General features: G+C 62.9%; 17 protein-coding genes and 1 pseudogene. 11 read left to right on the top strand and 7 right to left on the bottom strand.

Annotated features, from left to right (window positions below; all coding sequences use genetic code 11):
• Nucleotides 1–16: 16 nt before the first annotated feature.
• The gene (locus tag ACFSNN_RS20385) at nucleotides 17–1366 is read right to left on the bottom strand and encodes an NAD(P)-dependent oxidoreductase (protein ID WP_134458694.1); all 1350 of its coding nucleotides are present in this window, start codon (nucleotides 1364–1366) and stop codon (nucleotides 17–19) included.
• A gap of 136 nt (nucleotides 1367–1502) precedes the next feature.
• The gene (locus tag ACFSNN_RS20380) at nucleotides 1503–2783 is read right to left on the bottom strand and encodes a Zn-dependent hydrolase (RefSeq protein WP_134458692.1); all 1281 of its coding nucleotides are present in this window, start codon (nucleotides 2781–2783) and stop codon (nucleotides 1503–1505) included.
• A gap of 303 nt (nucleotides 2784–3086) precedes the next feature.
• Here ACFSNN_RS20380 and ACFSNN_RS20375 point away from each other — a divergent pair, with 303 nt between their 5' ends.
• The 3 genes from ACFSNN_RS20375 (at nucleotide 3087) to ACFSNN_RS20365 (ending at nucleotide 4550) form a co-directional block, all read left to right on the top strand.
• On the top strand, nucleotides 3087–3836 hold the full coding sequence (locus ACFSNN_RS20375) for a TetR/AcrR family transcriptional regulator (protein ID WP_208949510.1): 750 nt from the start codon (nucleotides 3087–3089) through the stop codon (nucleotides 3834–3836).
• An 85-nt stretch (nucleotides 3837–3921) separates the two neighbouring features.
• The gene (locus ACFSNN_RS20370) at nucleotides 3922–4158 is read left to right on the top strand and encodes a type II toxin-antitoxin system Phd/YefM family antitoxin (protein WP_134458688.1); all 237 of its coding nucleotides are present in this window, start codon (nucleotides 3922–3924) and stop codon (nucleotides 4156–4158) included.
• Nucleotides 4155–4550 carry a type II toxin-antitoxin system VapC family toxin gene (locus ACFSNN_RS20365; RefSeq protein WP_134458686.1) on the top strand — a complete coding sequence of 132 codons (396 nt, stop codon included), beginning with the start codon at nucleotides 4155–4157 and terminating at the stop codon, nucleotides 4548–4550. Before ACFSNN_RS20370 ends, ACFSNN_RS20365 begins: the two co-directional genes overlap by 4 nt.
• Before the next feature lie 54 nt (nucleotides 4551–4604).
• On the opposite strand, the gene boxA is transcribed toward ACFSNN_RS20365, so the two are convergent.
• From boxA to ACFSNN_RS20345, 4 genes are all read right to left on the bottom strand, one after another.
• A complete protein-coding gene (gene boxA, locus ACFSNN_RS20360) occupies nucleotides 4605–5846 on the bottom strand; it encodes a benzoyl-CoA 2,3-epoxidase subunit BoxA (RefSeq protein WP_134458684.1) in 1242 nt (413 codons plus the stop codon).
• A gap of 60 nt (nucleotides 5847–5906) precedes the next feature.
• On the bottom strand, nucleotides 5907–7334 hold the full coding sequence (boxB, locus tag ACFSNN_RS20355) for a benzoyl-CoA 2,3-epoxidase subunit BoxB (protein WP_134458682.1): 1428 nt from the start codon (nucleotides 7332–7334) through the stop codon (nucleotides 5907–5909).
• A gap of 124 nt (nucleotides 7335–7458) precedes the next feature.
• On the bottom strand, nucleotides 7459–9129 hold the full coding sequence (gene boxC, locus ACFSNN_RS20350) for a 2,3-epoxybenzoyl-CoA dihydrolase (RefSeq protein WP_134458680.1): 1671 nt from the start codon (nucleotides 9127–9129) through the stop codon (nucleotides 7459–7461).
• Nucleotides 9130–9247: 118 nt separating this feature from the next.
• Nucleotides 9248–10222 carry a helix-turn-helix transcriptional regulator gene (locus tag ACFSNN_RS20345; protein ID WP_134458678.1) on the bottom strand — a complete coding sequence of 325 codons (975 nt, stop codon included), beginning with the start codon at nucleotides 10220–10222 and terminating at the stop codon, nucleotides 9248–9250.
• Nucleotides 10223–10414: 192 nt separating this feature from the next.
• Between ACFSNN_RS20345 and ACFSNN_RS20340 the strand changes: the two genes are divergently transcribed.
• From ACFSNN_RS20340 to ACFSNN_RS20315, 6 genes are all read left to right on the top strand, one after another.
• Nucleotides 10415–10882: a DUF4863 family protein gene (locus tag ACFSNN_RS20340; protein ID WP_134458676.1), complete on the top strand. Its 468-nt coding sequence runs from the start codon at nucleotides 10415–10417 to the stop codon at nucleotides 10880–10882.
• An 8-nt stretch (nucleotides 10883–10890) separates the two neighbouring features.
• Entirely contained in the window at nucleotides 10891–12486 is a 1596-nt protein-coding gene (locus tag ACFSNN_RS20335) for a 3,4-dehydroadipyl-CoA semialdehyde dehydrogenase (RefSeq protein WP_134458674.1), read from the top strand.
• A gap of 109 nt (nucleotides 12487–12595) precedes the next feature.
• Nucleotides 12596–14188 (top strand): benzoate-CoA ligase family protein, encoded by a 1593-nt coding sequence (locus tag ACFSNN_RS20330; protein WP_134458672.1) that lies wholly within the window; start codon nucleotides 12596–12598, stop codon nucleotides 14186–14188.
• 8 nt (nucleotides 14189–14196) lie between these two features.
• Nucleotides 14197–15051 carry an alpha/beta fold hydrolase gene (locus ACFSNN_RS20325; RefSeq protein WP_134458670.1) on the top strand — a complete coding sequence of 285 codons (855 nt, stop codon included), beginning with the start codon at nucleotides 14197–14199 and terminating at the stop codon, nucleotides 15049–15051.
• A gap of 204 nt (nucleotides 15052–15255) precedes the next feature.
• Nucleotides 15256–15582 (top strand): hypothetical protein, encoded by a 327-nt coding sequence (locus ACFSNN_RS20320; RefSeq protein ID WP_134458668.1) that lies wholly within the window; start codon nucleotides 15256–15258, stop codon nucleotides 15580–15582.
• Between the two features lie 81 nt (nucleotides 15583–15663).
• On the top strand, nucleotides 15664–17775 hold the full coding sequence (locus ACFSNN_RS20315; RefSeq protein ID WP_134458666.1) for a phosphocholine-specific phospholipase C: 2112 nt from the start codon (nucleotides 15664–15666) through the stop codon (nucleotides 17773–17775).
• Nucleotides 17776–17883: 108 nt separating this feature from the next.
• On the opposite strand, the pseudogene ACFSNN_RS20310 reads toward ACFSNN_RS20315, so the two are convergent.
• Nucleotides 17884–18018, bottom strand: a pseudogene (locus tag ACFSNN_RS20310) (MSMEG_0569 family flavin-dependent oxidoreductase); the annotation flags it as partial.
• 269 nt (nucleotides 18019–18287) lie between these two features.
• Between ACFSNN_RS20310 and ACFSNN_RS20305 the strand changes: the two are divergent.
• Both ACFSNN_RS20305 and ACFSNN_RS20300 read left to right on the top strand, forming a co-directional pair.
• A complete protein-coding gene (locus tag ACFSNN_RS20305; RefSeq protein WP_134458664.1) occupies nucleotides 18288–20087 on the top strand; it encodes a methyl-accepting chemotaxis protein in 1800 nt (599 codons plus the stop codon).
• Nucleotides 20088–20109: 22 nt separating this feature from the next.
• Entirely contained in the window at nucleotides 20110–21690 is a 1581-nt protein-coding gene (locus ACFSNN_RS20300; protein WP_134458662.1) for a methyl-accepting chemotaxis protein, read from the top strand.
• The last annotated feature ends 17 nt before the right edge of the window (nucleotides 21691–21707 follow it).

Genomic DNA, 21707 nt, shown 5'->3' with positions numbered 1-21707 from the left:
CTTGGCTCGATTCGCTTCAGGCGGCTTTCACCGCTGTGCGAGCGAACTGTGCGTCGATCGCGGCAGCGGCGATCTTGCCGTCCTGCACAGCCTGCACCGTGAGGTCGATGCCGCCGGTGGCCGCGCAATCGCCGCCGGCCCACACGTTCGCGAGCGAGGTCTGGCCATTCGCATCGACCGCGATACGGCTGCCGTCCAACGTCAGCAACTCACGCTCGATGCCGACGGCCACCAGCGTTTGACCGATCGCCTTGAGCACCATATCGGCTTCGACCACGAAGTGTTCCTCGCCACCATCTTTCGACGTGCGCGCGAATTCGACACCTGTCACCACACCGGCGCCGCCGATCAGGCGCATCGGCGTGGCATGCGTGATGAGCGTGACACCGCTCGTCTGCGCGAAGTCGCGTTCGGCCCAGGTCGCGCTCATCGCTTCGACGCCGCGCCGGTACACCATCGTCACCGACGTCGCGCCGAGCTTGCGGCTTTGCACGGCAGCGTCCACCGCCGTATTGCCGCCGCCGATCACGACCACGCGGCGGCCCACCGGCACCGTGCCGAGATCGCTCGCGCTGCGTACCTGCTCGATAAAGTCCACCGCGTTCATCACGCCGCCGAGATCTTCGCCGTCCATCGCGAGCGCCCGCACGCCGGTGAGGCCGATCGCGAGGAACACGGCGTCGTGTTGCTTGCGCAGCGTGTCGAGGTCGACATCGCGTCCGAGCGCCACGCCGTGTTCGATCTCGATGCCGCCGACCGAACACAGCCACTCCACTTCACGCTGCGCAAAGTCGTCGACGGTTTTATAGGCGGCAATACCGTATTCGTTCAGGCCGCCGGCTTTTTCGTGCGCGTCGTAAATCGTCACGTTGTGGCCGGCCAGCGCGAGCCGATGCGCGCAGGCAAGTCCCGCCGGACCCGCGCCGACCACCGCGACGTGCCGTCCGGTTTCTGCGGCGCGTTTGAAGAGCACCTCGCCGCGCGCCATCGCCCAATCCGTGGCGTGACGTTGCAGCGCGCCGATCGCCACCGGCTTCGCATCCTGATGGTTCCGCACGCAAGCGCCTTCGCACAGAATCTCCGTCGGGCAGACGCGCGAGCACATGCCGCCGAGCGGATTGGCCGACAGAATATCCACGGCCGCGCCCTTCAGATTGCCGTTGCTGATCTTGCGGATGAAGCTGGGAATGTCGATCTGCGTCGGGCAGGCGTTCACGCACGGTGCGTCGTAACAGTAGTGGCAGCGGCTCGCCGCCGCAGCTGCGGCGCTTGCGTCGAGCAGGGGCGCGATGTCGGAGAACTCGCACGAGAGCTGCTCGGGCGATAGCCGCTGAGCGGCGATATCGCCGGTTTGCTTGATGGCCATACTCGTTCCTTCTTCGATGTGAGGACGTAGCCGCTCCTGCCGGCCACGCTTCGAGCGGGAGCCGGGACGGCATGTTTTATAGGCACTACGGTGAAGCGGGTCAAACGTGTCGATACGGACCGCAACCGCTAAAGCGTTATGAAACCGGCTCGCACGCACGCTCCAGCATGGCGTGCAGCAATACATTGGCGCCCGCCTCGATCCATTCGAAGGTGGCGTCCTCGATTTCGTTGTGACTGATCCCGTCCACGCACGGCACGAACACCATCGAGGTGGGCGCGACTTGCGACAGATAGCAGGCATCGTGTCCGGCACCGGACACCATGTTGCGATGCGGATAACCGAAGCGTTCCGCGGCGGCGCGCACGGACTTCACGCAGGCTTCGTCGAACGCGACCGGCGCGTAATAAAAGATCTGCTCGAGTTCGGTTTCGAGGCCGATACCGTTTGCGATGTCGGCCACGCCCTTGCGCAAGGCGGCGTCCATTTTCGCGAGCACGCCATCGTCCGGATGACGGAAATCGACGGTGAAGAACACGCGGCCCGGAATCACGTTGCGCGAGTTCGGATAGACCTGCATCATGCCGACCGTCGCGCAGCCGAACGGCGCATTGTCCAGACCGATACGATTGACCAGATCGACTACGCGAGAGGCGCCGAGCAACGCGTCGCGACGGCGCGGCATCGGCGTCGGACCCGCGTGCGCCTCCTGTCCCGTCAGCGTGATTTCGTACCAGCGCTGACCTTGCGCGTCGGTCACGACGCCAATGGTTTTCTGCTCCGCTTCGAGAATCGGGCCCTGTTCGATATGCAGTTCGAACGCCGCGTGCAGCGGCCGTCCGCCGCATGGAATATCGCCCGCATAGCCGATGCGTGCGAGTTCTTCGCCGATGGTCTTGCCGTCCACGTCCTTGCGCGACAGACCGTAGTCGAGCGTGAACACGCCGGCGAACACGCCCGACGCCACCATCGCGGGCGCGAAACGCGAGCCTTCCTCGTTGGTCCAGATCACCACTTCGACCGGGTGCTCCGTCTCGATGCCGTGATCGTTCAGACTCCGAATCACTTCGAGACCGCCCAGCACGCCGTAGATGCCGTCGAAGCGGCCGCCGGTCGGTTGCGAGTCGGCGTGCGAACCGGTCATAACCGGCAATGCAGTGGGATTGTGCCCGGCGCGGCGCATGAATACATTGCCCATCTGGTCCACACTGACCGTGCAGCCGGCTTCCTTCGCCCAACTGACGATCAGATCGCGTCCCTCCTTATCGAGGTCGGTGAGCGCAAGGCGGCAGACGCCGCCTTTAGGCGTTGCGCCGATCTTCGCCATGGTCATCAGGCTGTCCCACAGCCGCTTGCCGTCGACCTTGATCGACGTGCTGGGTTCAGCATGCTTCAGCGCTTCGGATACCGCATTCATTCGTCTCGCTCCTTTCGGTGAACCGACATGAAACTGGTGCATCGGCGGCGGGTTTTGGGGCGTGCCCGCACGCGGGCGGTGCAGATTCGATGCCATCGATCACCCTCTCGCACAGAGGGCAAACCCTAGGGTATCAGCCGCTCTTCCAATCCTGTCCAGTTGGACAGGTTGTAGCCGATTAAACTCGCCAAATCAACACCTTTCGTGCGGTGAGAAACATAGCGAGAAGTGTGCCATTGCACTGCAGCACGCGTTCAGCGTGTGCGACGAATGCGCGTGTGGGCAGCGCGGCAAACGACTAGAATGAAGCGCGACGCGGCACCCATGCCGCCGAAGGCGAACATGAGAGACGACGACGTGGCGGCTGACATCACGGAAAACGAGGAAACACGCGCACCTTTGCGGCGGCGCAAGGCGCACATTCGCGAGTCGAATGAAGCGCACCTTCTGGCGTGCGCCGAGGCGGTTTTCGCCGAGCGCGGACTCGACGGCACGAGCACCGCGATGATCGCGGAACGCGCTGGCTTACCGAAAGCCAACGTGCATTACTACTTCCCGACAAAACTCGCGCTGTATCGACGCGTGCTGGAAGACCTGTTCGAAGACTGGCATCGCGCGGCGGATACGTTCGAGTGCAGCGACGACCCGGTCGAGGCGATCGGCGGGTACGTGCGCGCGAAAATGGAATTGTCGCGGCGCCGGCCGCTCGGTTCGAAGGTTTGGGCGAGCGAGATCATTCACGGCGCGGAGCATATGGAGGACATTCTCACGGAGCGGGTGAAGCCGTGGCTCGATAGCCGCGTGAAGGTGATCGACGATTGGATCGCGCGCGGGCTGCTCGCGCCGGTGAATGCGCAGACGCTGATGTATATGATCTGGGCGACAACGCAGCACTATGCAGACTTTGATGCGCAAATTCGCGCGCTTAAGGGCAAGCGCGCGTTGACGCAAAAGGCGTTCGATGCGACGACGGAGGAAGTGGTGCAGTTGGTGATTCGGGCTTGCGGGGCGGTGTCGCCGGGGAAGGGGATTCGGGGAGAGTCCAACACATAAATAGATGCGTCTATATCGACCGCTATAGATATTTCTATTTCCATCTTATAATTGTGACTATAGACATATGACTATAGGTACAATTATGCCGGGAAATCTGGTATCAAAATCGGAATTCAAAGCCAAGGCGCTTGAATACTTCAGGCAAGTGGAATCTACGGGGGAAAGCATGATTGTTACGGACCATGGCAAACCAGCGGTAGAAGTACGCCCTTACCGCGGCGTCGAACGCAGCCCACTTGACGTATTGCGCGGCACGGTTTTGCATTACGACGATCCCACCAAGCCCGTGGGAGAAGACGACTGGGAGGCCGCGGAGTGATCGTTCTGGACACCCACACTCTGGTTTGGTGGGCCACAGGCGATCCGACTCTGAGCAAGAAAGCAAAAACGGCTATTGCGCATGAATTGACCGACGGCGAGATCGCCATTTCGGCCATCTCCGCGTGGGAGATCGCCATGCTCGTGGAACGAGAAAGGCTCGCGCTGTCGATGGATGTCAGCCGTTGGCTTGCCAAAGTTTCCGAGATCGAATCCGTACGCTTCGTGCCGGTCGATGTTGAAATCGCGACGAAGTCCGTCGAACTTCCTGGCGAGTTCCACAAAGACCCCGCCGACCGCATGATCGTCGCGACGGCGCGCAAGTTTGCCGTCCCTCTCGTCACGAAAGACGAAAAGATCCGCGCCTATCCGCACGTCAAAACCATCTGGTGATTTATGGTACGGGCACACAGTGCCCATGCCGATTCTCGACCGGACACCATCCGGTCAATACGTCTCCAGATGCAGCCTCCCCTCCTTCTTCAACTTCACCCACAGCGCTTCCCAATCCAGCTGATGCCGCTCACCAATTTCCTTGAGCGCTTGCAGCACACCATCCTCCATGCCCTTCAACCCGCACACGTAAATATGCGTGTTGTCGTCCTTGAGCATGTGCGCCACATCGACGGCGCGCTCGCGCATGGCGTCCTGAACATAGCGCTTAGGTTGACCGGGCGTACGCGAAAACGCCAGATTCGTATCGATGAAATCCTTCGGCAGATTCGTAAGCGGCCCGAAGTACGGCAACTCTTCTTTGGTCCGCGCGCCGAAGAACAACATCAACTTGCCCGTCGCGCCCTTCAGCCGACGCCGGCGGCGATACTCGGTCATCGCGCGCATCGGTGCTGAGCCCGTGCCAGTGCAGATCATCAGCAGATGCGAGTTCGGATGGTTCGGCATCAGGAACGTGCCGCCGAACGGGCCGATCACCTTGACCACATCGCCCTTCTTCAGATCGCACAGGTAGTTCGAACACACCCCGTCCAACGAGTCGCCGTGTTGCTGCGAAACACGTTTGACCGTCAACGAAACGTTGTTGTAACCGGGCCGCTCGCCATCGCGCGGGCTCGCAATCGAATACTGGCGCGCGTGATGCGCGCGGCCATCGGCGCTCGCGCCGGGCGGCAGAATGCCGATCGACTGGCCTTCCAGTACCGGAAACGGCATCGACCCAAAATCCAGCACGATATGATGAATGTCGCTATCGGTCGATCCGTCCGTCAGCCGGTAGTTGCCGACCACCGTCGCGCTAGTCGGCTCCTTGTGCGTGTAGAGATTCACGTAGGGTTTCGCGGCGGACCATGGCGGCACGACCGAGCCGCGCACGGTATCCACTTCGATGCCGCCCGCCTCGGCCGCGGTATCGCCCGACGCGCCCGCGCCCGGCGACTCGTCCGCGGCGGGCACGGCCATCGTGTTCTGTTCCGGCAGGACGTCCCACGTGAACTGCTCTTCGATCGGATACGCGTCGGCTTTCAGCACCGTGCGCCAGTTGTCGATCGCGCCGGTTGGACACGGCGGCACACACGCCATGCAGCCGTTGCAGATCTCCGCCTTGACCACGTAGTTGTTGTCGTCGTGCGTGATCGCATCGACCGGGCAAGTCTCTTCGCACGTATTGCAGCGAATGCAGATTTCCGGATCGATCAGATGCTGCCGGAGAACTTCGATCGATACTGGGCCGTTCATGACTTCCTCCACCTTGAGATGCGGCGCAAGCATGCATGGTGCCGTGCGCCGCTCGCGCGCTCAGTTAAAGCGCACGTATTCGAAATCGACCGGCTGGCGGTTCACGCCCATTGCCGGCGGTGCGATCCAGTTCGCGAACTTGCCGGCTTCCGTGACGCGTCCCATCAAGGAAGCGACGTAAGCGCGGTCTTCCGGCGTAGCGAGCCATTTCGCCTCATTGGCGGCCCATTCGGTTTCACTGACCACGCGGCCATCGGGCGACACACGCGTACCCGCGAACGTGCCGATCTGCCGATTGAACGCTTTGTGCGGCACCGTCATGCGGAAATCGATGCCGGCTTTTTCGAGCACCTTGTTCCAGCGCCCCACGCCCGCCACCGAATCCTTGATGTAGTCGTCGCGTAGCACTTCGTTCATCGCGTTGAGCATCGGCACTTCACGCTCGACCAGTTTGCCGTCCTGCACGTCGAGCAGCTTGTAGCTCTGACCGTTCAACTGATGATCGTCGTCGCGCTTGTTTTCTTCGTAGCGGCCTTTGAGGCCCGAGCTATAGAACGTGGCCGCGTTAGAAGAATGATCCGCGCCGAACAGGTCGATCGTGACCGAGTAATGGAAGTTCAGATAGCGTTGAATAGTCGGCAGATCGATCACACCGGCCGCGCGAATCTTCGCGACGTCGTCGGTACCGAGTTCGTTCATTACCTGGGCAGTGCGCTGAATCACGCGCGACACACCCGACTCGCCGACGAACATGTGATGCGCTTCTTCAGTCAACATAAACCTGGTGGTGCGCGCGAGCGGATCGAAGCCCGACTCGGCGAGTGCCGACAACTGGAACTTGCCGTCGCGATCGGTGAAATACGTGAACATGAAAAACGCGAGCCAGTCCGGTGTTTTCTCGTTGAACGCGCCGAGAATGCGGGGATTATCGTCGTCGCCTGAGCGGCGACCGAGCAATGCTTCGGCTTCCTCACGGCCATCGCGGCCGAAGTACCGATGCAGCAGATACACCATCGCCCACAAGTGGCGGCCTTCTTCCACGTTCACCTGAAACAGGTTGCGCAAGTCGTACATGGAGGGTGCCGTCAAACCAAGGTGACGCTGCTGTTCGACCGAAGCCGGCTCGGTATCGCCCTGCGTCACGATGATACGGCGCAGATTCGCGCGATGTTCGCCGGGCACGTCCTGCCACGCCGCTTCGCCCTTGTGTTCACCGAAATGAATCTTGCGGTCCTGCTCGCCGGGCGTGAGGAAAATGCCCCAGCGGTAGTCCGGCATCTTCACGTGATCGAAATGCGCCCAGCCGCCCGCGTCGACGCTTACCGCGGTACGCAGATACACGTCGTAGCCGTGCGAGCCTTCCGGGCCCATATCGCCCCACCACGCCAGAAAATTCGGCTGCCATTGTTCGAGCGCACGCTGCAGCGCGCGGTCGTCGGCGAGATTGACGTTGTTCGGAATCTTTTCGCTGTAGTTGATCGTTGACATGGTCGGTTCCTGGTTCGGAAACTGCAGTGACGATGAGTGGCGCGTATCGGGCAAACGGCGGCCTGTTTCGCGCTCGTTGCGCGGATGGCGTTCAGACGCCCATCACGCGCGCATCCAATGCGTATCAAACACGCGAGACGTCGAATTGCGCCTTGCTGCCCTTGCCATACACCTTGAGCGCGCCCTTCTCGCCCACTGCGTTCGGCCGGTTGAAAATCCAGTTCTGCCACGCGGTGAGACGGCCGAAAATGCGCGTCTCCATCGTTTCCGGACCGTTGAAGCGCAGATTTGCTTCGAGTCCGGTCAATGCATCCGGCGACATCGCGGCGCGTTCTTCGAGCGCGATGCGGATTTCGTCGGCCCAGTCGATGTCGTCGGGCGATGCGGTCACGAGACCGAGGCGTTCGGCTTCGACGGGTCTGACCGGCTGACCGATCAGGGAGCGCACGGCGTCGAGCGGCTCGGCTTCTTCATAGAAACGCCGGCCGAGACGCGACTGATGCGTAACCATCGGATAAAGGCCGAAGTTGACTTCCGAAAGCGTGATGGCCGGTTCTTCCTCTTCATTGCCCGGCAGCGCCGCCATATACGTGCGGTCGGCGGCGAATGCGAGTTCCGCGAAAGTGCCGGCAAAGCACGAGCCCGGCTCGACCAGCGCGAACAGCGAACGCGATGAGACGTCGATGCGCGCCAGCGTGCGGCGCAACAGGCCGATGGTCTCGCGCACGAACCAGTGATCTTTGTGTTGCATGAGCGAGGCGTCCGCGGCGAGCAGATTGCGGGCGTCGCCTTCGGTCTTGAAGACCCATGTGCCGACCGCCAGTTCGTTGGTGCGCATGCACAGAATCGCGTCGTCGAGTTCGCGGGCGAATTGCAACGGCCACCAGTTCACGCCGGCTGCGACGATCGCGTCGATATTCGTGGGCGGTTCGCTTTGCGGAGCCTTGGCGGTGAACGTCGCGATACGTTTTGCACGATCGATCGTGACGTCGAGCGTTTTATAAGTGAGGCCGTCTTTGCGATCGGTGCGTTCGATACGCGTGAGCAGAACGCCTTGTGCGTCCGCGGGACGATCGCTCTGCCCGGCGAGTTCGAGCGCGCGTGCCTGGATCGCCTGATCGAACTGGTTAGGCTTCACGACTTCATCCACGAGACGCCATGCTTTCGCGCGCTCGCCGCGTACGCCCTCGACCACCGTGCAGAAGATATCGGCGCGGTCGTGCCGCACCTTGCGTTTGTCGGTGACGCGCGTCAGGCCGCCGGTGCCCGGCAGCACGCCGAGCAACGGCACTTCTGGCAGCGACACCGAAGACGAACGGTCGTCCACCAGATAGATTTCGTCACAGGCCAGAGCGAGTTCATAACCGCCACCGGCGCACGCACCGTTTACGGCGGCCAGAAACTTCAGTCCTGAATGACGCGACGAGTCTTCCAGTCCGTTGCGCGTTTCGTTAGTGAACTTGCAGAAGTTGACCTTCCACGCATGCGTGGAGAGACCGAGCATGAAAATGTTGGCGCCCGAGCAGAACACGCGGTCTTTGAGGCTCGTCAGCACCACGGTTTTCACTTCGGGATGCTCGAAGCGGATGCGCTGTATCGCGTCGTGCAGTTCGATGTCGACGCCGAGGTCGTACGAATTCAGCTTCAGCTTGTAGCCGTCACGAATGCCGCCGTCCTCGGCGATATCGATGCCGAGCGTCGCGACGGGACCGTTGAAACTCAGCTTCCAGTGCTTGTACTGCGAGGGATCGGTGCGGTAGTCAACGGGCGCGACGGCGGTTTCTGCTGTGGACATGGGGCGTCTCCTGACTGGACGATGCTAAGCTCGTTTTTTTGAATAATAGTGCATCGCCAAACCCATGTAAAGCACTTTAGTGCATGTTTGCTAGTAAACCCTGACGCCGAAGTGCAGGTCAGCTGAGTCGCGTTTCGTCGGGCGATTCCGCGGCAAGTCGTGCGGCGAGGCGGTCGCGCAGTTGCAGATAGGCGTCGGCCAAGGTTTTTTCGCTGGTGTCGAAGGTCATGTCGGCGCGGGCGTACAGTTCGCCGCGCCCCGCCAGGATGCGCTTGAGATCGTCCATCGCCTCCTTGTTGCCCGACATCGGCCGCAGGTCGCCCTGCGCGACGACGCGGCGCATGTGCTCCTCCGGCGCTGCCTGCAACCACACCGTATAGCAATGCGACAGCAGCGTATTGAAGGTGCCCGACTCCGACACCAACCCGCCCGGCGACGCGATCACCGCGCGCTCGTGCTCCTGAATCACGGCCTCCAGCGCGCGGTGTTCGTAACGCCGGTAAGCGGCCGCCCCGTAAAGCGAATGAATCTCCGAGGGCGGGCAGCCGGCCAGTTGCTCGATCACGCGCGTGAGTTCGACGAACGGCACTTTGCGCTCCTGCGCGAGCATCCGTCCGAGCGTCGATTTGCCGGCGCCGCGCAGGCCGATCAGCGCAATCCGGTCCTTGCGATGCGGGTCGCGCGGCGCCTGCGCGAACATCTCGGCGAGCGCCACGCGGGCGCGCTGCAAGGCCGCCTGATCGCGTCCCTGCAGCAATTCGCGGATCAGCAGCCATTCGGCGGACGCCGTGGTTTCGTCGCCGATCACCTCGGCCAGCGAACAATTCAAGGTGGCCGCGATTTGCCGCAGCACCAGCACCGACGCATTACCCACCCCCGACTCCAGATTTGCCAGATGCCGCTCCGACAGGCCGGTTTCCGTGGCTAGCGTCTTGCGCGTCATGCCGCGGCGCGCGCGCAGCAGGCGCACGCGCTCGCCCATCGCCGTGAGAAACGGATCGCGCTCGGCGCCGCGCTCCGGCGAGCGTTCGGCGCGGCCTGCGTCCTCGTCGGCTGAGTCGTCCAGCGGTGCGCGAGAGTAATTCTGGTTCATGTTTTGCTGCCTCTTAACTGCGATATATGTACTATAGTGCTTGACAGACACTAGGTGAACGGTTAATTTTCGCCAAATATTGATCCAATAACAAACGCTGTCGAGCACTTTCGGCGGCGTCACGGAGATGGCGCGACAACTCGCATGCATTAACGTGCGCGTGCGGTCGAAGGCGCCGATCTGGAGGCTCGCATGTCCCCACATGATTTCCAGCGCCTGATCGCGGGCGTCACGGAGCAACTCGACGGCCGGCCGCTCGACGGCAAGCTGGCGGACTGGCTAAACGACACCTATCCGGCCAGCGGCGACGCGTTCCGCGAGCTTGCTAAGGCATGCCGAACCGGGGTCGCCGAAGGCTGGCTGTGCAACCGCGAAGGCGGCGGCATTCGCTACGGCCGCATCTTCAAGGCGCTGACCGAGACCCACGGCTTTTCCGTCGACGTCGTCGACATGAAGGATATTGCCGGTCCGCATCATGTTCATCCGAACGGCGAGATCGATCTGATCATGCCGCTCACCGAAGGCGCCACCTTCGACGGCCACCCGGCCGGCTGGTGCGTGTACGGACCCGGCTCCGCGCATCGGCCGACGGTGGCGAACGGCGAGGCGCTGGTGCTGTATCTCCTGCCGCAAGGCGCCATCGAATTCACTCCCGCCTGAGTGCCGCCATGACCGAACTCCTGAAGAACCATGTAGCCGGCCAATGGATCGCCGGCAGCGGCGCCGGCGTCACGCTCACCGATCCGGTGACGGGCGCTGCGCTCGTGCGCGTGTCGAGCGAAGGCCTCGATCTCGCACACGCGTTCGGCTTTGCGCGCGATACCGGCGGCGCCGCGTTGCGCGCCTTGACCTACGCGCAGCGCGCCGCCCGCCTCGCCGATATCGTCAAGCTGCTGCAAGCGAAACGCGACGACTACTACGCGATCGCCACCGCGAACTCGGGCACTACGCGCAACGACTCGGCCGTCGATATCGACGGCGCCATTTTCACGCTTTCGTATTACGCGAAACTCGGTGCGTCGCTCGGCGACGTGCATGCGCTGCGTGACGGCGATAGCGTCTCGCTGAGCAAGGATCAATCGTTCAGCGTGCAGCACGTGCTCACGCCGACACGCGGCGTCGCGCTCTTTATCAACGCGTTCAATTTTCCGTCGTGGGGCTTGTGGGAAAAAGCCGCGCCGGCGTTGCTGTCCGGCGTGCCTGTCATCGTCAAGCCCGCCACGGCGACGGCCTGGCTCACCCAACGCATGGTCGCCGATGTGGTCGACGCGGGCATTCTGCCGCCCGGCGCGCTCTCGGTGATCTGCGGCAGCTCGGCGGGCCTGCTCGATCAGATTCAGTCTTTCGACGTCGTGTCGTTCACGGGCTCGGCGCAAACCGCCGCCACGTTGCGCGCGCATCCGGCCTTCGTGCAGCGCGGCGCGCGTCTGAACGTCGAAGCCGATAGCCTGAATAGCGCGATTCTGTGCGCCGACGCCACGCCCGACACACCCGCCTTCGATCTCTTCATTAAAGAAGTGGCGCGGGAAATGACGGTGAAATCCGGGCAGAAATGCACAGCGATCCGGCGCGCGTTCGTCCCCGAGGCCGCGCTTGAGGCCGTGCTCGAAGCGCTCAACGCGAAGCTCGCGAAAATCACCGTCGGCAATCCGCGCAACGACACCGTGCGCATGGGCTCGCTCGTGAACCGCGAGCAATACGAGAACGTGCTGGCCGGCATCGCGGCGCTGCGCGAAGAGGCCGCGCTCGCTTACGACGGCTCCGCTGTGCCGCTCATCGACGCGGACTCGAATATCGCCGCTTGCGTCGCGCCGCATCTGTTCGTGGTCAACGATCCGGATAACGCGACGCTGCTGCACGATGTCGAAGTGTTCGGACCGGTGGCGAGCGTCGCGCCCTATCGCGTCGCCGCTAAAGGGGCTATGTTGCCCGAAGCGCACGCCGTCGCTCTCGCGCGACGTGGCCAGGGATCGCTCGTCGCCTCGATCTATTCGAACAACGAAGCACATCTCGGCTGCCTTGCGCTCGAACTTGCGGATTCGCACGGCCGCGTGCATGCCATTTCGCCTTCGGTGCAGCAGAGTCAAACGGGTCACGGCAACGTGATGCCGATGTCGCTGCACGGCGGCCCGGGCCGCGCTGGCGGCGGCGAGGAACTCGGCGGCTTGCGCGCGCTGGGTTTCTATCACCGGCGTTCGGCCATTCAAGCAGCGAGCGCGGCAATCGACTCGCTGACGCAAGCGACTTATTTGCCCACGACGTGACCGCGCACGAGTCGAACGATAAGGACCGGGCAAGCACATTAGCCTGACAGCATCGAGCGGATCATGAGCACAGAACAGCCGGACCGCGCCCACCCGATGGAGGAGACACATGGAAGCCCTGTTGGAAAAGGCCGCGAATCAGCCCGCCGCGACAGTCGAAGCGCCGCCCGCGCTATTCAATTTCGCGGCCTACCTGTTTCGACTGAACGAAACACGCGCCGCCAAGACCGCCTATATCGACGACACCGGCAGCATCACCTACGGTGAACTGGAAGAGCGCGCGCGGCGTTTTGCGAGCGCGCTGCGCACGCTCGGCGTGCATCCCGAAGAGCGCGTGCTGCTCGTGATGCTCGATACCATCGCCCTGCCGGTTGCCTTTCTCGGCGCGCTTTACGCGGGCGTCGTGCCGGTCATTGCGAACACGCTGCTTACGCCCGCCGACTATGTGTATATGCTCACGCATAGCCATGCGCGCGCGGTGATCGCCTCGGGTGCGCTGGTGCAGAACGTAACGCAAGCGCTAGATTCCGTCGAACATGACGGTTGTCGGTTGATCGTCTCAGAGCCGTGTGAAGGCGAGCCGCTTCTTACGCCGCTGCTCGAAGAACTGATCGACGCCGCCGCGCCAGCCACCAAAGCCGCGGCAACCGGTTGCGACGACATCGCCTTCTGGCTGTATTCGTCAGGCTCGACCGGCAAACCGAAGGGCACGGTCCATACCCACGCAAACCTGTACTGGACCGCCGAGCTGTATGCCAAGCCGATCCTCGGTATCGCCGAGAGCGACGTGGTGTTCTCCGCGGCCAAGCTGTTCTTTGCGTACGGTCTCGGCAACGGCTTGACGTTTCCGCTGTCGGTCGGCGCCACCGCGATCCTGATGGCGGAGCGTCCCACCGCCGACGCGATTTTCACGCGCCTCGTCAAACATCGCCCCACTGTTTTCTACGGCGTGCCGACGCTCTACGCGAACATGCTGGTCTCACCCAACTTGCCCGCGCGCGCCGATGTCGCGATACGTATCTGCGCCTCGGCGGGCGAAGCGTTGCCGCGTGAAATCGGCGAGCGTTTCACCGCGCATTTCGGCTGCGAGATTCTCGACGGCATCGGCTCGACTGAAATGCTGCATATCTTCCTGTCCAATCGCGCGGGCGCGGTCGAGTATGGGACTACAGGGCGTCCTGTGCCGGGATACGAAGTCGAGTTGCGCGACGACGCCGGTCATGCCGTGGCCGATGGCGAAGTCGGCGATCTGTATATCAAAGGGCCGAGCGCAGCCGTAATGTACTGGAATAACCGCGAGAAAACGCGCGCCACCTTTCTCGGCGAATGGATCCGCAGCGGCGACAAGTACTGCCGGCTGGCGAACGGCTGCTATGTCTACGCGGGCCGCAGCGACGACATGCTCAAAGTGAGCGGCCAGTATGTCTCGCCGGTCGAAGTGGAAATGGTGCTGGTGCAGCACGGCGCGGTGCTCGAAGCGGCGGTGGTCGGTGTCGATCACGACGGCCTCGTCAAAACTCGCGCGTTCGTGGTGTTGAAGCGTGAATTCGCGGCCTCTGAGATACTCGCGGATGAGTTGAAGGCTTTCGTGAAGGACCGCCTCGCGCCGCATAAATATCCGCGCGATATCGTGTTCGTCGACGATTTGCCGAAGACGGCCACCGGAAAAATTCAACGCTTCAAACTGCGCGAGCAGTCATAAGGTGATTTATGCAGAACCCCGCCATTGGCAACGTTGCAGCGACGACCGTCAGCGAGTTCGCCGACTTGCCGGCTACCGCGTCGCATGGCCCGTTGCGCATCGAGTATCGTTGGCTCAATGAAGCGGCGGGCGACGCGCCGATCGCTGTCTTCCTGCACGAAGGTCTCGGTTCGATCGCGATGTGGCGCGACTGGCCGCAGACGCTGTGCGAACGGCTCGGCATGCGCGGGCTGGTTTATTCGCGCCCCGGCTACGGACTTTCCACGCCGCGTCCGCATGCAGTGAAATGGCCCGTCGATTTCATGACGGCGCAGGCGCGCGACATTCTGCCCGCTTTGCTCGACGCACTCGATATCGATAGGCGCGAACGGCGGCGCATGTGGGTGATCGGCCATAGCGACGGCGGCTCGATCACGCTGCTTTATGCAGCGCTACACCCGGAAGAACTGGCCGGCGCGGTGGCCATTGCGCCGCATGTCTTCGTCGAAGATATTTCAGTGGAGAGTATCGCGCAGACCAAACAGCTCTACGAAACAACGGACCTGCGCAGCAAGCTCGGCCGCTATCACGCGGACGTCGATTCCGCGTTTTATGGCTGGAACGACATCTGGTTGAATCCGGCATTCAGGCAGTGGTCGATTGCGGAAGAACTGGCGTCGATCCGTAAGCCGTTGCTCGCGGTGCAAGGCCACGACGACAACTACGGCACGATGGCCCAGATCGATACGATCGCCTTACACGTGCCGCATGCGCAACTGGTCAAGCTCGACGCTTGCGGGCACTCGCCGCATCGCGACGCGCCGCAACCGCTGAACGAAGCCATTGCGGCATTCGTGTCGAGCGCGGCGCTTATTGACCGTTGAAGTCATGAGCGCTGGTGAACTTGAAGATCTGGTCAAGATCTAGGCCATCGTCGCGATTCTGGATTGACAGTCGCGCAGTTTTCAACAAATACCCAAATTTCCACATCTTCACAAAAGTTACACAGGTAAGCGACTATTCTTGCGCATCGCTGACCTGGGCACATGGATGCCCTGGCGCAACTTCCCCGTGCCGGAGACATTGCCATGTCTATTGTGTCGAAACCGTCGATTGCCTTGCATCGCAAACGTTTGGCGGCCGCACTGGCCGCCGTGTCGCTGTGCATGCTGCTCGGCGCGTGCGGCAACGACGACGACAAAACCCCGGACACGCGCGCGGTTAGTTCCACCGTGAGTTCCGCGGGCGACAGCAACGCCGCTGTCGTGTTGCCGGCGAATCCGTCATCCGCCTCACCCGCGCCCGCTGCCGTTACGGTTCAAACCCCCGCACTACCCGCATCAAGCGCCGACCCGGCATTGTCCGCCGCCGCGCCGGCGCCGCTCGCCACACCCGTTATCCACACCGTCGACTGAGTTTCGCGCGTCACGCGACGCGCGGGCGAGTCTCGCGTGCTGCGTGCATCGTTCCTTCACCGAAGATCGAAAGCCAATACCATGACCTCAAAAAATCGCCGTGATTTTCTGCGCTCCGCCGCGCATGCAGCGGGTTCCGCCACCGCGTTGAGCATGCTGCCGCTGGGCATTTGCAATGCACTCGCCATTCCCGCCAACAACAAGACCGGCACCATTCGCGACGTCGAGCACATCGTCGTGCTGATGCAGGAGAACCGTTCGTTCGACCACTACTTCGGCACGCTCAAGGGCGTGCGCGGTTTTGGCGACACGCGCGCGATCAATCTGCCGAACGGCAAGCCCGTGTGGTATCAGCCGCTCGCGGCAGATGCCGGTTATGTGCTGCCGTTCCGCCCGAGCGCGCCGAATCTGGGTCTGCAATTCCTGCAGGATCTCGCGCACGACTGGACCAGCACGCACGCAGCCTGGAACGGCGGCCGCTACGATCAATGGGTGCCCGCCAAGAGCGCCACGACAATGGCCTATTTCACGCGCGAGGACATTCCGTTTCACTATCAACTCGCCGACGCCTTCACCATCTGCGACGCGTACCACTGCTCGCTAATGGGACCGACCGATCCGAACCGCTATTACATGTGGAGCGGCTGGGTCGGCAACGACGGCAGCGGCGGCGGCCCGGTGATCGACAACTCCGAACTCGGCTACGGCTGGTCCACGTACCCCGAAGTGCTGCAGAACGCGGGCATTTCGTGGAAGATCTATCAGGACATCGGCACCGGTCTCGACGCCAACGGTTCGTGGGGCTGGACGCAGAACCCGTACATCGGCAACTACGGCGACAACTCGCTGCTCTACTTCAACCAGTACCGCAACGCGCAGCCCGGCAATCCGCTTTACGACAACGCGCGCACCGGCACGAACGCCGCAAAGGGCGACGGCTACTTCGATATCCTCAAGCGCGACGTGCAGAACAACACGTTGCCGCAAGTGTCGTGGATCGTCGCGCCCGAAGCCTACTCCGAACATCCGAACTGGCCGACCAACTACGGCGCGTGGTACATCGACCAGGTCTTGCAGATTCTCACGTCGAATCCCGAGGTGTGGAGCAAGACGGTGCTGCTGATCAACTACGACGAGAACGACGGTTTCTTCGATCACATGGTGCCGCCGTTCGCACCGTCGTCGAACGCCAACGGTCTGTCCACCGTCGACACCAGCAACGAAATCTATCCGGGCGATGCGAAGATTCCCGCCGCCCCGTACGGACTCGGACCGCGCGTGCCGATGCTGGTGGTGTCGCCGTGGTCGAAAGGCGGGTACGTGTGCTCGGAACTGTTCGACCACACGTCGGTGATCCGCTTCATCGAAAAGCGTTTCGGTCACGAGCACAATCTCGGCGAATCGAACATCACGCCGTGGCGTCGCGCGGTGTGCGGCGATCTGATGTCGGCGTTCAACTTCAGCAATCCGAACGACGCTTTCCCGACGCTGCCGGGCACGAGCGGCTACGTGCCGCCGGATCAGAACCGCCATCCGGATTACGTGCCGCTGCCGCCCGCGTTGCAGGCCGTGCCGAAGCAGGAACCCGGCGTGCGCCCCGCTCGCGCGCTGCCCTACGAGTTGTTCGTGCGTGTGCATGGCGAAGGTTCGGCCAACCAGCTCACGATGCGATTCGTCAACACGGGCCGCACCGGCGCGGTGTTTCTCGTCTACGCCGCTCACAGTCTCGACGCGCCGCGCACCTATACGGTCGAAGCCGGCAAGCGCCTGCAGGACGTGTTGCCGTTGAATGCCGACGGCAGCTACGACTTCACCGTGTACGGCCCGAATGGCTTTCTGCGCCGCTTCGCGGGCAAGCCGGTCGCGCGCAGCTGGTGGAACGGCTCCGACATCGCGCGTCCCGAAGTCGAGGAAGGTTACGACGTCGCGAACGGCAATCTGCAGTTGCGCCTTGAAAACGTGGGCAGCGCGCCTTCCCAATTCAAGATCATCAACGCGTACGACCCGAACAACGTAATCCGGCATACGGTGCGCGGCGGCGACACCGACCAGATCTACCTCGATCTGCGCAACGCTCACGGCTGGTACGACCTGGCGATTACGGTCAATACGGATCCGCTGTTCGCGCGGCGGTTTGCCGGACACGTGGAAACCGGCAAGAGCAGCATGAGCGATCCGGCTCTGGGTAGCTAAGCCTTAGCCGAACGTCTCGGTGAAATACAGCGGCCGCTGCGATGAAAAACGCAGCGGCCGTTTTTTCTTGCAACATGCCTGGCAATGGCGTCGAGCAACGCCACGCTACCACGGCAAGCCGTCGAAATACAAACCGTCGGTCGGCGTAAAGTCGCGCGTATGCGCCGGATAACCGCGACCGTTGAGCACGGGCGCGTCGAGCCAACTGAAGTCCGGCGTAAAACCGATGCACCAGATGATCGCACCACGGCGTATCGCGAGCGATCGATCAGCGCGCGACGACACGCTATTTCCGTGCGCATTGAAAAAGCCAAAGCGCAAGAAGAATTTCGCGCGCACCCGACACGCCGCCCCGCACCGCTCACCCGCCGTTGGTGAGCAATTGAAAGCATTCCCTGCTCAAGTCCCACTAATTGGAGCCGTATACAGCTTGTGAGGCCACCGCCTCGCCGACTCTGACTCCGATTCCGACTCCGACTCCGGTTCACCGCTCACTCCGAAAGACTCCCGACATGTTCACCTCCATTCGCGCGCGCATCGTCGCCCTGTGCGTCGCTATCGTTGTGGTCGCGCTCGCCGCCAACGCGGTTCTCAACTACGTCGTCGCCAACTCGTATAACGCCGATGCCATCGACAGCAGTCTGAGCGCGGTCGAAAGCGGTCACGCAGGCGGCATCGCTGACTGGGTGGCCGCCAACAGCCAGATGATCAACTCGCTGCAAGACGCGGTGCTGCAAGCGGATCCGTCCGCCGCGCTGAAGCAGATCGCCGCAGCCGGCAAATTCACTAACGTCTACGTCGGCTATGCGGACAAGACCGCGAAGTTCTCCGATCCGACCGGCATTCCGCCCGACTACGATCCGACCGGCCGTCCCTGGTACAAACAGGCGGCGGAAGCGGGCAAGCCGGTGGTCACGCCGCCTTACGTGGACGTGGGCACGGGCAAGCTGGTGGTGGCGTTCGCCGCACCCGTGGTACGCGACGGCGCGGTGAAAGGCGTGGTCTCCGGCGACGTCGCGATGGACAGCGTGATCGCCAACGTCAAGGCGATTCATCCGACACCGGCGAGCTTCGGCATGTTGATCGATGCGAGCGGCCATATCGTTGCGCACCCCGACCCGAAACTGACTTTGAAGCCAGTCTCCGATGTCGCACCGGGCCTGACCGGCGACAAGCTCGCCGCCCTCTTCAGCGCCGAGCGTCCGCTCGAAATGGACGTGAACGGCAGCACGAAGCTGCTGCGCGCACAGGCGATTCCCGGCACCGACTGGTACGCGGTCGTCGCGCTCGACAAAGCCGAAGCGACCGCCGGTATGCGTTCGCTGCTGACCGCTTCGGTGATCGCGCTGATCGTGATCGCGGGCATCGCTGCCGCTATCGTGGCCGCGGTCACCGCTGTGTCGTTTCAGCGTCTGTCGAAAGTGCGCGATGCGATGGATGCCATCGGCTCCGGTGAAGGCGACCTCACGCACCGCCTGCCCGCCGTCGGCAATGACGAAGTCGCGCAGATCGCGCGTTCGTTCAACACTTTCATCGACAAACTCAGCCACGTGATGCGCCAGATTCGCGACGCCAGCGAATCGGTGCGCGTGGCCGCGAATGAAATCGCCGCGGGCAACGTCGATCTGTCGGGCCGCACGGAGTCCGCGGCGGCGAGCTTGCAGCAAACCGCCGCGTCGATGGAAGAAATCACCTCGACCGTCACGCAATCGGCAAGCGCCGCGAAGCAGGCCGACGATACCGCCGTGTCCGCCTCGCAGGTCGCCTCGCGCGGCGGCGTCGTGATCTCCGAGGTGATTGCGACGATGGGCGAGATCCAGCATGCGTCGGTGAAGATCTCCGACATCATCGGCGTGATCGACGGCATAGCGTTTCAGACCAATATCCTCGCCTTGAACGCCGCGGTGGAAGCCGCGCGCGCGGGCGAACAGGGTCGCGGTTTCGCGGTCGTGGCCGGTGAAGTGCGCAGCCTCGCGCAGCGCAGCGCGCAGGCGGCGAAGGAAATCAAGGCGCTGATCGAATCGACGGTGGCGAGCGTGACGTCGGGTTCGGGCCAGGTGCGCCAGGCCGGCGAGACGATGACAGAGATCGTCAGCAACGTCGCCAACGTGACGACCATCATTTCCGAAATCACCCAGGCGGCCAACGAGCAGACGCGCGGCATTCAGGAAGTGAACCGCGCGGTCAGCCAGCTCGACGAGATGGTTCAGCAGAACGCCGCGCTGGTCGAGGAATCCACCGCCGCAGCCGCCGCGCTGCAAAGCCAGGCGGTGAGCCTCGCCGGCGCGGTGACGCAATTCAAACTCGATTAAACGCCTTTGCAGGGACACCGCAGTGACGTTCTATAGAAATCTGAAGATCGCCGTCAAGCTGGCCTTGCTCGGCGCGGTATTGCTGGCCGCGACGATGATCGTGGGCCTGGAAGGCTGGCACGCGTTGTCGAAAACGCATGCGCTGCAAATCGAGTCGGCGCAATCGCTTAGTCGGTATGCGCAAGCCGCCGACACGGCGCGCGTCGCGCAGGTCGAGTTCAAGAAGCAGGTGCAGGAATGGAAAGACCTGTTGTTGCGCGGCGCCGATCCGGCCGCGTTCGCCAAATACCGTGATGCCTTCAGCAAGGAAAGCGGCACGACGCACGCCGCCCTGCTGCGCCTGAAGGATCAGTTGAGTGCGTTGGACGCGAACGTGGACGGTGTCGACAAGGCGCTTGCCACGCACGCTTCGTTGCAGGACAGTTACCTCGATGCGCTCAAGCGCTACGACGCCACCGATCCGAACACCGCGCACGTGGTCGACGGTCTCGTGAAGGGCATCGACCGCGCGCCGACCGCCGCGATCGACGACATCGTCGCTTCCGTCATGCAACAGGCCCAGGATTCCAGCGTGCGCACGAACGAAGCGGCGGAACGGTCCTATACGATCGCCGCAGTGCTGTTGCTGTCGGTCGTGATCGGTTCGCTCGGCGTCGGCGCATTTGCGGTGTGGTTTCTCAGCCGCAGCATCACGCTGCCGGTCAGGCAGGCCGTGGGCGTCGCGCAAGCGGTGGCGGCAGGCGATCTGCGCGCGGACGTGGCGGTGGTGAGCCGCGACGAAACCGGCCAGTTGCTCATCGCGCTCAACGACATGAACCAACGCCTGCGGCATATCGTCAGCGAGATTCGTGAAGGCGCGACGACGATTTCGTCGGCCACGCAGGAAATCGCCGCGGGCAACCTCGACCTGTCCGCGCGCACCGAACAGCAGGCGGCCTCGCTCGAAGAAACCGCCGCGTCGATGCAGCATTTCACCAGCTCGGTTCAGCGCAACGCCGCCAATGCGCGCGAGGCCACCACGCTCGCGCAAACCGCCGCGCAAGCCGCACGCGATGGCGGCGCCGTGATGAACGACGCGGTACGCACGATGGGCCAGATCGATGCGGCGTCCAGACGTATCGTCGATATCATCGCGGTGGTGGAAGCGATCGCGGCGCAGACCAATATTCTCGCGCTCAACGCCGCGGTCGAAGCGGCGCGTGCCGGCACGCAAGGGCGCGGCTTCGCGGTGGTGGCGAGCGAAGTGCGCAGTCTCGCGCAACGTTCCGCCGATGCCGCGCAGGAGATCAAGGCGCTGATTCGCGAGTCGGTCGCCACGATCGACGCCGGTACGCAACTGATCAATCACGCGAGCAATACGATGGACGGCGTGGTGGCCAGTGCAGGCAGCGTGACGCGCATCGTCGAATCGATCGCGACGGCAAGCGTCGATCAGGCAGCGGGTATCGCGGAAGTCAACGATGCAGTCACGCAGATGGATCAGGTGACGCAAAGCAACGCGGCGCTCGTCGAGCAGGCGGCCGCAGCAGCCGATGCGGTGCAAAGCAAGGCATCGGGGCTCGTGCAAAGCGTGAGTTTCTTCAGGCTGGGCGCTGCGGCTTGAGGGGGCGGCGCCCGTTG

It is taken from the genome of Paraburkholderia dipogonis (assembly GCF_042680985.1).
Taxonomy (GTDB): domain Bacteria; phylum Pseudomonadota; class Gammaproteobacteria; order Burkholderiales; family Burkholderiaceae; genus Paraburkholderia; species Paraburkholderia phytofirmans.
Note: the sequence above shows the minus strand (reverse complement) of the source record. Positions and strands in the feature narration are given on the sequence as shown.